Source organism: Pseudomonas sp. NFACC05-1 (genome assembly GCF_900100135.1).
In the GTDB taxonomy this organism is placed as follows: Bacteria; Pseudomonadota; Gammaproteobacteria; order Pseudomonadales; family Pseudomonadaceae; genus Aquipseudomonas; species Aquipseudomonas fluorescens_Q.
In genome coordinates this window covers 114474-127261 of record NZ_FMTR01000004.1, presented here as the reverse complement: position 1 = coordinate 127261, position 12788 = coordinate 114474, and the positions used below count along the sequence as shown (strand labels likewise).

Below are 12788 nucleotides of genomic sequence, written 5' to 3'. Positions count from 1 at the left end.
AAGCCTGGCGGGAGGGAGTTGCACGTTAGTACCGACATTTTGTAGGGACTTGTTACTACCATCGTCGAATGGTTCTATAGGCCCGCCCCGGGCTACAACGGGATCATACAAAAACAACTATTCACCGAGGTAAGAAAGATGAGTGCGGCTTCTGTGTATCCCGTTCGTCCCGAGGTTGCGGCCAATACGCTGACTGACGAGGCGACCTACAAGGCCATGTACCAGCAGTCGGTGGTCAACCCGGACGGCTTCTGGCGCGAGCAGGCCAAGCGCCTCGATTGGATCAAGCCTTTCACCACGGTGAAGCAGACGTCCTTCGACGATCACCATGTCGACATCAAGTGGTTCGCCGACGGCACCCTGAACGTTTCCTACAACTGCCTCGACCGTCACCTGGCCGAGCGCGGCGATCAGGTGGCGATTATCTGGGAGGGCGATGACCCTGCCGAGAGCCGCAACATCACCTATCGCGAACTGCATGAAGAAGTCTGCAAGTTCGCCAACGCCCTGCGCGGCCAGGACGTGCATCGCGGCGACGTGGTGACGATCTACATGCCGATGATCCCCGAGGCCGTGGTCGCCATGCTGGCTTGTGCCCGGATCGGAGCGATCCACTCGGTCGTTTTCGGCGGCTTCTCGCCGGAAGCACTGGCCGGTCGGATCATCGACTGCAAGTCCAAAGTGGTGATCACCGCCGACGAGGGCGTTCGCGCCGGCAAGAAGATCCCGCTCAAGGCCAACGTCGATGACGCGTTGACCAACCCAGAAACCAGCAGCATCCAGAAGGTCATCGTGTGCAAGCGCACCGGTGGTGGCATCAAGTGGAACCAGCACCGCGACATCTGGTACGAAGACCTGATGAAAGTGGCCGGCACCGTTTGCGCGCCGAAGGAAATGGGCGCCGAAGAAGCGCTGTTCATCCTCTACACCTCCGGTTCCACCGGCAAGCCCAAGGGCGTGCAGCACACCACGGCCGGCTACTTGCTGTACGCGGCGCTGACCCATGAGCGCGTGTTCGACTACAAGCCCGGTGACGTCTACTGGTGCACCGCCGACGTCGGCTGGGTCACTGGCCACAGCTATATCGTCTACGGCCCGCTGGCCAACGGCGCGACCACGCTGCTGTTCGAAGGCGTGCCGAACTACCCGGACATCACCCGAGTGGCCAAGGTTGTCGACAAGCACAAGGTCAACATCCTCTACACCGCGCCGACCGCTATCCGCGCGATGATGGCCTCGGGTACTGCCGCCGTCGAAGGTGCCGACGGCAGCAGCCTGCGCCTGTTGGGTTCGGTGGGCGAGCCGATCAACCCGGAAGCCTGGGACTGGTACTACAAGAATGTTGGCAAGGAGCGTTGCCCGATCGTCGACACCTGGTGGCAGACCGAAACCGGTGGCGTGCTGATCAGCCCACTGCCAGGCGCCACGGCGTTGAAGCCAGGTTCGGCTACGCGTCCGTTCTTCGGTGTGGTACCGGCGTTGGTGGACAACCTCGGCAACCTGATCGAAGGCGCGGCCGAAGGCAACCTGGTGATCCTCGATTCGTGGCCAGGCCAGGCGCGTACGCTGTACGGCGACCATGATCGTTTTGTCGACACCTACTTCAAGACTTTCAGTGGGATGTATTTCACCGGCGACGGTGCGCGTCGCGACGAGGATGGCTACTACTGGATCACCGGTCGGGTGGATGACGTGCTCAACGTGTCCGGCCACCGTATGGGCACGGCCGAGATCGAGAGCGCCATGGTCGCCCACCCGAAAGTCGCCGAAGCGGCGGTGGTCGGTGTGCCGCACGACATCAAGGGGCAGGGCATCTACGTCTATGTCACCCTCAATGCCGGCGAAGAAACCAGCGAGGCCCTGCGCCTGGAACTGAAGAACTGGGTGCGCAAGGAGATCGGTCCGATTGCTTCGCCGGATGTGATCCAGTGGGCGCCGGGGCTGCCAAAAACCCGCTCTGGCAAGATCATGCGCCGCATCCTGCGCAAGATCGCCACGGCGGAGTACGACGGGTTGGGTGATATCTCCACCCTGGCCGACCCGAGCGTGGTGGCGCATCTGATCGAGACGCACAAGACCATGAACGTGGCCTGACGGTGGTTTGTGACCTCAAGCAGCCCCGCCTGGCATTTGCCTGGCGGGGCTTTTTTGTGCGCGCCGTATGGCCTTTGTGGCGAGGGGATCTATCCCCGCTGGGCTGCGAAGCAGCCCCAAGATTCCCAACTGATTCTTCCTGATACACCGAGTTGCCTGGTTTTAGGGCCGCTTCGCAGCCCAACGGGGATAAATCCCCTCGCCACAGGTTGGGTGTTCGAACGACTGCGGTGCCTGGCTTTGGGGCTGCTTCGCAGCCCAGCGGGAGCAAGCTCCCTCGCCACGGGTTGGGTGTTCGAACGACTGCGGTGCCTGGCTTTGGGGCTGCTGCGCAGCCCAGCGGGAGCAAGCTCCCTCGCCACAGGTTGGGTGTTCGAACGACCGCGGTGCATGGCTTTGGGGCTGCTGCGCAGCCCAGCGGGAGCAAGCTCCCTCGCCACGGGGTTTTGTGTTTGGCCGGCATGGTCTGCGAATAAATATCGATCTTCGTCGTCAGACGCTTCCGAACGTTACCGGTGTTTCGAAATGTGTAACCAAAGGCGCCACAACGGGGCGATGTGAAACGCCAAGCCCCGATACAGGGCGCTTCCGGGTGTCTCCAAAAATAAGCCGACACGCTGTGCTTGCCGGATTAGAAGGGTTTGCGAATAATGGGCCCGCTATTTGCAGCATAGATCGGTTTCCCTTCTTTTGCTCTTGCATGAATTTGCGGGGCTGTCAATGCGCTCGAACAGCTTTCTCGGTGCTTCTGTAATTTGTTGTCGCATTGAAGAAATATCGGCTTCGGGCCTGTCGTTAGAATGCCGATCACTCGCTCGTCGTGGCTCGTGTTGAATAAATCGTGAGCTTCCTAGGACGCAGCACCAAAGTTCGTTTCACCCATTCGCATATTGGGCTGTTGCTCACTCTGCCGTTTTTGCCCTTTACCGATGGAGTCCCAAGATGAAGAAACTTGTGCTGCTTGGCGCCCTGGCACTGTCCGTGCTGTCCCTGCCAACCTTCGCTGATGAGAAACCCCTGAAGATTGGTATCGAAGCGGCTTACCCTCCGTTCGCTTCTAAAGCTCCGGATGGCAGCATCGTCGGTTTCGACTATGACATCGGCAATGCGCTGTGCGAAGAGATGAAGGTCAAGTGCGTGTGGGTCGAGCAAGAGTTCGACGGTCTGATCCCGGCGCTCAAGGTTCGCAAGATCGACGCGATCCTGTCGTCCATGTCGATCACCGAAGATCGCAAGAAGTCGGTTGATTTCACCAACAAGTACTACAACACCCCGGCTCGTCTGGTGATGAAGGCCGGAACCCAGGTCAGCGACGGTCTGACCGAGCTCAAGGGCAAGAATATCGGCGTACAGCGTGGTTCGATCCACGAGCGTTTCGCCCGTGAAGTCCTGGCCCCGCTGGGTGCCGAGATCAAGCCATACGGTTCGCAGAACGAGATCTACCTGGACGTGTCCGCTGGTCGTCTCGACGGCACCGTGGCAGACGCTACGCTGTTGGATGACGGCTTCCTCAAGACCGATGCCGGCAAGGGCTTCGCGTTCGTCGGCCCGGCCTTTACCGACGTCAAGTACTTCGGCGACGGCGTCGGCATCGCGGTGCGCAAGGGCGACGCGTTGAAGGACAAGATCAACGGCGCGATCGCGGCCATTCGCGAGAACGGCAAGTACAAGCAAATCCAGGACAAATACTTCGCTTTCGACATCTACGGCAAGTAACGACGTCCCGCCACTCGTGCGAAATGGCGCAAGCAACAGGATCTCTGCGGTTTGCGCCATTTTTTCATCCCACTTTCGAGGACCTGAATCATGTTGAAAGGCTACGGGGCTGTCATCCTCGATGGCGCATGGTTGACGCTTGAGCTCGCCTTGTCGTCCATGGCCCTGGCCATCGTCCTGGGGTTGATTGGCGTTGCGTTGCGCCTCTCTCCGGTGCGCTGGCTGGCGTGGCTGGGCGACCTGTATGCCACGGTCATTCGCGGTATTCCCGACCTGGTGCTGATCCTGCTGATTTTCTACGGCGGCCAGGACTTGCTCAATCGCGTGGCGCCGATGCTCGGCTACGACGATTACATCGACCTGAACCCGCTGGCGGCCGGTATCGGCACTCTGGGGTTCATCTTCGGTGCCTACCTGTCGGAAACCTTCCGCGGTGCCTTCATGGCGATCCCCAAGGGGCAGGCCGAGGCGGGCATGGCGTACGGCATGAACGGGTTCCAGGTGTTTTTCCGGGTGCTGGTGCCGCAGATGATTCGCCTGGCGATCCCGGGCTTCACCAACAACTGGCTGGTGCTGACCAAGGCCACCGCGCTGATTTCGGTGGTGGGCCTGCAAGACATGATGTTCAAGGCCAAGCAGGCGGCAGATGCCACGCGCGAGCCTTTCACCTTCTTCCTCGCAGTGGCGGCGATGTACCTGGTGATCACCAGTGTCTCGTTACTGGCATTGCGTCACCTTGAGAAGCGCTACTCGGTAGGCGTAAGGGCGGCTGATCTATGATCTTCGACTACAACGTCATCTATGAAGCCTTGCCGCTGTATTTCAGTGGCTTGTTGACCACTCTGAAGTTGCTGGCCCTGTCGCTGTTCTTCGGCCTGCTGGCGGCGTTGCCCCTGGGGCTGATGCGGGTGTCCAAGCAGCCGGTCGTCAACATGACGGCCTGGCTCTACACCTACGTGATCCGCGGCACGCCGATGCTGGTGCAACTGTTCCTGATCTACTACGGGCTGGCGCAGTTCGCGATCGTTCGCGAAAGCTTTCTCTGGCCGTGGCTGTCCAGTGCGACCTTCTGTGCGTGCCTGGCGTTCGCCATCAACACCAGCGCCTACACCGCTGAAATCATCGCCGGCAGCCTGCGGGCCACGTCCAACGGTGAGATCGAAGCGGCCAAGGCCATGGGCATGTCGCGCTACAAGCTGTATCGCCGGATCCTGCTGCCATCGGCCTTGCGTCGGGCGCTGCCGCAATACAGCAATGAGGTGATCATGATGTTGCAGACCACCAGCCTGGCCTCCATCGTGACCCTGATCGACATCACCGGTGCCGCGCGCACGGTGAATGCGCAGTACTACTTGCCGTTCGAAGCCTACATCACGGCCGGCGTTTTCTACCTGTGCCTGACTTTCATCCTGGTGCGCCTGTTCAAGCTGGCCGAGCGCCGCTGGCTGGGTTACCTGGCCCCGCGCAAGCACTGATAACGCATCGATCCGATCGACTGCTCAACGACTGACGTTTTGTGAGAACCGACCGCATGTACAAGCTTGAAGTCCAAGACCTGCATAAACGCTATGGCAGTCACGAAGTGCTCAAGGGCGTGTCCCTGAAAGCCGCCGCCGGCGATGTGATCAGCATCATCGGCTCCAGTGGCTCCGGCAAGAGTACTTTCCTGCGTTGCATCAACCTGCTTGAGCAACCCCATGCTGGCAAGATCCTGCTCAACAACGAAGAGTTGAAGCTGGTCGCCGGCAAGGACGGCGCGTTGAAGGCTGCAGACCCCAAGCAACTGCAGCGCATGCGTTCGCGGCTGTCGATGGTGTTCCAGCATTTCAACCTGTGGTCCCACATGACCGCGCTGGAAAACATCATGGAAGCGCCGGTGCATGTACTGGGCGTGACCAAGGCTCAAGCGCGGGAGAAAGCCGAGCACTACCTGAACAAGGTCGGCGTGGCCCATCGCAAGGACGCCTACCCGGGCCACATGTCCGGCGGCGAGCAGCAGCGTGTGGCGATTGCCCGTGCGCTGGCGATGGAGCCGGAGGTGATGCTGTTCGACGAGCCGACCTCGGCCCTCGACCCGGAACTGGTAGGCGATGTGCTCAAGGTGATGCAGGGCCTAGCCCTGGAAGGCCGGACGATGGTGGTGGTGACCCACGAAATGGGCTTTGCCCGTGAAGTGTCGAACCAACTGGTGTTCTTGCACAAAGGTATCGTCGAAGAAAGCGGCAACCCGCGCGAAGTGCTGGTCAATCCGCAATCCGAGCGCTTGCAACAATTTCTTTCGGGCAGCCTCAAGTAATCGCTCCCGTTACGCACCTGATTTGGGTCATGCTGCGCACCGCGCGCCAGATGGTCTAATTTGGTTGCAGCCGCTTTTGGCTTTAACACTGTTTTCGCTTCGGATCGCCCGCCATGACTGCCCATCGAATAGGTTTCCTGATTTGGCCCAGCACTAAAGCCTTGACGCTGGCGCTGGCCGAGGAGGCCTTGCGTGTTGCCCAGCGGGTGCATCCGGATGTGGTCTATGAACTTTCGTTCTTGCAGGCCGAACCACCGGTCGACGGCGCCTGGCAACTGCCGGGCGAGCCCTGGGCTGGCAAGCTCGAAGGCTTGCAGAAGCTTTTCCTGCTGGCCGATGAGCCGCCGGCTGCGCTGGCCTCATCCCTGAGCAGTGCCCTCAAGCAACTGGTGCGTGCCGGTTGTGTGATTGGTGGTTTGTCTGCCGGTGTCTATCCCCTGGCCCAACTGGGTTTGCTCGACGGTTACCGTGCCGCCGTGCATTGGCGCTGGCAGGACGATTTCTCCGAGCGCTTCCCCAAGGTCATCGCCACTAGCCATCTGTTTGACTGGGATCGCGATCGCCTGAGCGCTTGCGGCGGCATGTCGGTGCTCGACCTGTTGCTGGCGGTGCTGGCTCGCGATCACGGCGCGGAACTGGCCGGTGCGGTGTCGGAAGAGTTGGTGGTCGAGCGCATTCGCGAGGGCGGCGAGCGTCAGCGCATCCCGTTGCAGAACCGTCTTGGCTCCAGCCATCCAAAGCTCACCCAGGCAGTGCTGTTGATGGAAGCCAACATCGAGGAGCCGCTGACCACCGACGAGATCGCCCAGCATGTCTGTGTATCCCGTCGACAGTTGGAGCGGATCTTCAAGCAATACCTCAATCGCGTGCCCAGTCAGTATTACCTGGAACTGCGCCTGAACAAGGCCCGGCAGATGCTGATGCAGACCAGCAAATCCATCATCCAGATCGGCCTGTCCTGCGGCTTCTCCTCGGGGCCGCACTTCTCCAGCGCCTACCGCAACTTTTTCGGCGCCACACCGCGGGAAGACCGCAACCAGCGCCGCAGCAGCAGCCCGTTCGAACTGTCGTCGGTGCCGTCCGAACGGGGCTAGGCTGGCACAACATCTGTGGCTAGGGCAGGCACGAGTCCCTGTGGCTAGGCTGGCACAACATCTGTGGGGCAGACACAACACTCTGTGGCGAGGGGATTTATCCCCGTTGGGTTGCGAAGCGGCCCCAAGACAGTCGATGCAATCTATCTGGCACACCGAGTTGCCTGGCTTTGGGGTCGCTTCGCAACCCAGCGGGGATAAATCCCCTCGCCACAGGGGGGGGGGCTCCAGCAAGTAGGGGAAATGTGATTGTCGCTGCCTCAAACCCCGCGCCAACGTTTAAACTGCGCCTTTGCGACGCTATTTGTCGCATTGCCGTAAACCCGCGAAAAACGTGGGTTGGCGCTATAAGAAGTTGTCGCTTGGCGGCAAGGCCGGGCTGAAAACTGTCCTTACAATCCTTACCAAGCCCGCCAGTTCCAGGCGGGTGTTCCTCATCAGGAGACTCCGATGTCCGTTGAGCAAGCCGCGGTACAACGCGCCGATTTCGACCAGGTTATGGTTCCCAACTATGCACCTGCTGCCTTCATCCCTGTGCGTGGTGCCGGTTCCCGCGTATGGGACCAATCCGGTCGTGAGTTGATCGACTTTGCTGGCGGTATTGCAGTCAACGTACTGGGCCACGCCCACCCGGCGCTGGTCGGCGCACTGACCGAACAGGCCAACAAGTTGTGGCACGTGTCCAACGTATTCACCAACGAGCCGGCCCTGCGCCTGGCCCATAAGTTGGTCAACGCAACCTTTGCCGAGCGCGCGTTCTTCTGCAATTCGGGCGCCGAAGCCAACGAGGCCGCCTTCAAGCTGGCCCGTCGTGTCGCGTTCGATCGTTTCGGCAGCGAGAAGTACGAAATCATCGCCGCACTCAATAGCTTCCACGGTCGTACCTTGTTCACCGTCAACGTCGGCGGGCAGTCGAAGTACTCCGACGGCTTCGGTCCTAAAATTACTGGCATCACCCACGTTCCCTACAACGACCTGGCCGCTTTGAAAGCCGCCATTTCGGATAAGACCTGCGCCGTGGTGCTGGAGCCGATCCAGGGCGAGGGCGGGGTGCTGCCGGCCGAGCAGGCCTACCTGCAAGGCGCCCGCGACCTGTGCGATGCCCACGACGCATTGCTGGTGTTCGATGAAGTGCAGACCGGCATGGGCCGCAGCGGCCACCTGTTCGCCTACATGCATTACGGCGTGGTCCCGGACATCCTCACCAGCGCCAAGAGCCTGGGTGGTGGTTTCCCGATCGCGGCGATGCTCACCACCGAAGCGCTGGCCAAGCACCTGGTCGTCGGTACCCACGGCACCACCTACGGCGGTAACCCGCTGGCCTGCGCGGTGGCCGAAGCGGTGATCGATGTGGTCAATACCCCTGAGGTGCTCGGTGGTGTCAAAACCAAGCACGCCAAGTTCAAGGCGCGCCTGGAGCAGATCGGCGAGAAGTACGGCCTGTTCACCCAGGTACGCGGCCTGGGCCTGCTGATCGGCTGCGTGCTGAACGACGCCTGGAAAGGCAAGGCCAAGGACATCTTCAACGCCGCCGAACAGGAAGGCCTGATGATCCTGCAAGCCGGCCCGGACGTGATTCGCTTCGCCCCGAGCCTGGTGGTGGAAGACGCCGACATCGACGAAGGCCTGGATCGTTTCGAGCGGGCCGTGGCGAAGTTGACCCAAGCCTAAGGTTGAGTCGGACCCCTTGTGGGGGCGACCTTGCTCCGGGCGGCGATCCGACGATGGCGTCGGACCAGCCAGCATCGATGTTGACTGGCACACCGCTATCGCGAGCAAGCTCGCTCCCACAGGAGTCTTGCAGCGGCTGAAAAATCGAAGACCGCCGCAGATGCAATGCGGACCCGCGTGTTCGTTTAGTTTTTTCTGTGTATCGACCCTGATGGTCGAACCGTTTATTTCAAGTTAAGGAGTGACACCATGCTGGTGATGCGCCCCGCGCAAATGGCTGATCTGGGCGAGGTACAGCGTCTGGCTGCGGACAGTCCGATCGGTGTCACTTCCTTGCCGGATGACGTGGAACGCCTGAGCGACAAGATCGCCGCGAGCGAAGCCTCGTTTGCCGCCGAAGTCAGCTTCAACGGTGAAGAGAGCTATTTCTTCGTCCTTGAAGACACCACGACCGGCAAGCTGGTGGGCTGTTCGGCCATCGTCGCTTCGGCCGGTTATTCCGAACCGTTCTACAGCTTTCGCAACGAGACTTTCGTTCACGCCTCCCGTGAGCTGAAGATCCACAACAAGATCCACGTGCTCTCCCAATGCCACGACCTGACTGGCAACAGCCTGCTGACCAGTTTCTACGTGGTGCCGGAGCTGGTGGGTTCGCCATGGTCGGAACTCAATTCCCGCGGGCGCCTGCTGTTCGTCGCCAGCCACCCGGAACGGTTTGCCGATTCGGTGGTGACCGAGATCGTCGGCTACAGCGATGAGAATGGCGACTCGCCATTCTGGGACGCCATCGGCCGCAACTTCTTCGACCTCAACTATGCCGCCGCCGAGCGCTTGTGCGGGCTGAAAAGCCGTACCTTCCTCGCTGAGCTGATGCCGCACTACCCGATCTACGTGCCGCTGTTGCCGGATGCCGCCCAAGAGGCCATGGGGCAGGTCCATCCGCGGGCGCAGATCACCTTCGACATCCTGATGCGCGAGGGTTTCGAGACCGATCACTACATCGACATCTTCGACGGTGGCCCGACCCTGCATGCTCGTGTCTCGGGCATCCGCTCGATCGCCCAGAGCCGCGTGGTGCCGGTCAAGATCGGCGAACCGGTCAAGGGTGCCGGCCGCCAGTACCTGGTGGCCAATGCCCAGTTGCAGGATTACCGCGCCGTGCTGCTCGAGCTCGATTACGCGCCGGGCAAGCCTGTGACGCTGGACATGGAAGCGGCCGAAGCCTTGGGCGTCGGCGAAGGCGCCAGCGTGCGCCTGGTAGCCGTATAACGCTTTACAGCTGAGTTTCGCGGGTGGCGCAAGCGACCCGTTTGAGGAGATAGCATGATCGTTCGTCCCGTACGCAGCAGCGATTTACCCGCTCTGATCGCCCTGGCCCGCAGCACGGGCACCGGCCTGACCACCTTGCCGGCCAACGAAGAGCGCCTGGCCCATCGGGTCGGCTGGGCCGAGAAGACCTTTCGCGGCGAAGCCGGGCGCGGTGACGCGGACTACCTGTTCGTGCTCGAAGACGATGACGGTCGCGTGGTGGGCATTTCCGCCATCGCTGGCGCCGTGGGGTTGCGTGAGCCCTGGTACAACTTCCGGGTCGGCCTGACGGTCAGCGCCTCCCAGGAGCTGAACATCTACCGGGAAATCCCGACCCTGTTCCTGGCCAACGACCTGACCGGCAATTCCGAGCTGTGCTCGCTGTTCCTGCATGCCGATTTCCGCAGTGGCCTCAATGGCCGCATGCTGGCCAAGGCGCGGCTGTTGTTCATTGCCGAATTCCCACAGCTGTTCGGCAACAAGATCATCGCCGAGATGCGCGGCATGTCCGACGACAAGGGGCGTTCACCGTTCTGGGAAAGCCTGGGCCGACACTTCTTCAAGATGGAATTCAGCCAGGCCGATTACCTCACCGGCGTGGGCAACAAGGCCTTCATCGCCGAGCTGATGCCCAAGTTCCCGCTGTACACCTGTTTCTTGTCCGAAGATGCCCGGGCCGTGATCGGCCAGGTTCATCCGGACACCGAACCGGCATTGTCGATGCTCAAGAGCGAAGGCTTCAGTTACCAGGGTTACGTCGACATCTTCGACGCCGGCCCGGCGGTGGAGTGCGAAACCGGCAAGATCCGCGCGATTCGTGACAGCCAGGCGCTGGTGCTGGCCATCGGTACGCCGGGTGATGACGCCACGCCGTTCATCATTCATAACCGTAAGCGCGAGGACTGCCGCATCACGGCGGCACCGGCGCGCCTGGCTGCGGGCACCCTGGTGGTCGATCCGCTGACTGCCAAACGTCTTCAACTCAATGCCGGCGATCAGGTGCGTGCCGTCGCGTTGTCTGCTGCTCGGGAGTCGAAATAATGAATTCGCTGTACATCGCAGGAAGTTGGCTGGAAGGCCAAGGTGACGTTTTTGAGTCGTTGAACCCGGTGACCCAGCAGGTGCTGTGGTCGGGCAAGGGCGCCACGGCTGCGCAGGTGGAGTCGGCGGTGCAGGCCGCGCGCCAGGCGTTTCCGGGCTGGGCTCGGCGTACGCTGGATGAGCGCATCCAGGTACTGGAAGCCTTTGCCGCGAGCCTGAAAAGCCATGCTGACGAACTGGCCCAGTGCATCGGTGAAGAAACCGGAAAACCGTTGTGGGAAGCGGCGACCGAAGTCACCACCATGGTCAATAAAATTGCCATTTCGGTGCAGAGCTACCGCGAGCGGACCGGTGAGAAGAGCGGCCCCCTGGGCGACGCCACCGCCGTGCTGCGCCACAAGTCCCATGGCGTGGTGGCGGTGTTCGGCCCCTACAACTTCCCCGGTCACTTGCCCAATGGCCACATCGTGCCAGCGCTGCTGGCCGGTAACAGCGTGCTGTTCAAACCGAGCGAGCTGACGCCGAAAGTCGCCGAGCTGACGGTCAAGTGCTGGGTCGAGGCTGGTCTGCCGGCGGGCGTACTGAACCTGCTGCAAGGCGCGCGGGAAACCGGTATCGCCCTGGCGGCCAACTCGGGCATCGACGGGTTGTTCTTCACCGGCTCCAGCCGTACCGGCAATCTGTTGCACCAACAATTTTCCGGGCGTCCGGACAAGATCCTCGCGCTGGAAATGGGCGGCAACAACCCGCTGGTGGTGGATGAGGTGGCCGACGTCGATGCTGCGGTCTACACCATTATTCAGTCCGCTTTCATTTCCGCCGGGCAGCGCTGCACCTGTGCGCGCCGCCTGCTGGTGCCGGAAGGAGCCTGGGGCGATGCCTTGCTGGCGCGCCTGGTGGCCGTCAGCTCGACCCTTGAAGTCGGTGCTTTCGACCAGCAACCGGCACCCTTCATGGGGTCGGTGATTTCCCTGGGCGCGGCGAAGGCGCTGATGGACGCGCAGAACCATTTGCTGGGCAAAGGCGCGGTGCCGCTGTTGAGCATGACCCAGCCCCAGCCTCAGGCGGCATTGCTGACGCCGGGTATCCTGGACGTGACGACCGTGGCCGAGCGGCCTGATGAAGAACTGTTCGGGCCGTTGCTGCAAGTGATCCGCTACAAAGATTTCGCAGCGGCAATCACCGAGGCCAACAATACGCAATATGGCCTGGCCGCTGGGTTGCTGTCCGATTCCCAGGAGCGTTACCAGCAGTTCTGGCTGGAGAGCCGTGCCGGTATCGTCAACTGGAACAAGCAACTGACGGGGGCTGCCAGCAGCGCGCCGTTCGGCGGTGTCGGTGCCTCGGGCAACCATCGCGCCAGCGCTTATTACGCGGCTGATTATTGCGCGTACCCGGTGGCGTCCCTGGAGACCCCGAGCCTTGCCATGCCGGCTGCCCTGACCCCCGGCGTGAGAATGGTGTGAACCCCGATCGCGAACAAGCTCGCTCCCACAGGGGGTTGTGCAGTCCTTTGTGGGAGCGAGCTTGCTCGCGATAGCCGCGACGCGGTTGTAATTGATGCCTAT

General features: G+C 61.4%; 10 protein-coding genes. All 10 read left to right on the top strand.

Annotated elements, in window-relative coordinates:
* Positions 1 to 138 precede the first annotated feature (138 nt).
* Positions 139 to 2094 (top strand): acetate--CoA ligase, encoded by a 1956-nt coding sequence (gene acs / locus BLO97_RS08860; protein WP_092145230.1) that lies wholly within the window; start codon positions 139 to 141, stop codon positions 2092 to 2094.
* Between the two features lie 942 nt (positions 2095 to 3036).
* On the top strand, positions 3037 to 3810 hold the full coding sequence (locus BLO97_RS08855) for an ABC transporter substrate-binding protein (RefSeq protein WP_047701101.1): 774 nt from the start codon (positions 3037 to 3039) through the stop codon (positions 3808 to 3810).
* 90 nt (positions 3811 to 3900) lie between these two features.
* Positions 3901 to 4590: an ABC transporter permease gene (locus BLO97_RS08850; protein ID WP_003204800.1), complete on the top strand. Its 690-nt coding sequence runs from the start codon at positions 3901 to 3903 to the stop codon at positions 4588 to 4590.
* Positions 4587 to 5285 (top strand): ABC transporter permease, encoded by a 699-nt coding sequence (locus BLO97_RS08845; protein ID WP_072346411.1) that lies wholly within the window; start codon positions 4587 to 4589, stop codon positions 5283 to 5285. The genes BLO97_RS08850 and BLO97_RS08845 overlap by 4 nt, the downstream gene beginning before the upstream one ends.
* 56 nt (positions 5286 to 5341) lie before the next feature.
* Positions 5342 to 6106 carry an ABC transporter ATP-binding protein gene (locus BLO97_RS08840; protein WP_063324708.1) on the top strand — a complete coding sequence of 255 codons (765 nt, stop codon included), beginning with the start codon at positions 5342 to 5344 and terminating at the stop codon, positions 6104 to 6106.
* 113 nt (positions 6107 to 6219) lie between these two features.
* A complete protein-coding gene (locus BLO97_RS08835) occupies positions 6220 to 7200 on the top strand; it encodes a GlxA family transcriptional regulator (RefSeq protein ID WP_092223559.1) in 981 nt (326 codons plus the stop codon).
* Between the two features lie 450 nt (positions 7201 to 7650).
* Entirely contained in the window at positions 7651 to 8871 is a 1221-nt protein-coding gene (locus BLO97_RS08830) for an aspartate aminotransferase family protein (protein ID WP_063324710.1), read from the top strand.
* Positions 8872 to 9120: 249 nt separating this feature from the next.
* Positions 9121 to 10140 carry an arginine/ornithine succinyltransferase subunit alpha gene (aruF, locus tag BLO97_RS08825; protein ID WP_092145236.1) on the top strand — a complete coding sequence of 340 codons (1020 nt, stop codon included), beginning with the start codon at positions 9121 to 9123 and terminating at the stop codon, positions 10138 to 10140.
* Between the two features lie 54 nt (positions 10141 to 10194).
* Positions 10195 to 11220, top strand: coding sequence for an arginine N-succinyltransferase (gene astA / locus BLO97_RS08820; protein WP_063324712.1), 1026 nt, complete (start codon positions 10195 to 10197; stop codon positions 11218 to 11220).
* Positions 11217 to 12686, top strand: coding sequence for a succinylglutamate-semialdehyde dehydrogenase (gene astD, locus BLO97_RS08815; RefSeq protein WP_175489837.1), 1470 nt, complete (start codon positions 11217 to 11219; stop codon positions 12684 to 12686). Before astA ends, astD begins: the two co-directional genes overlap by 4 nt.
* Positions 12687 to 12788 lie beyond the last annotated feature (102 nt).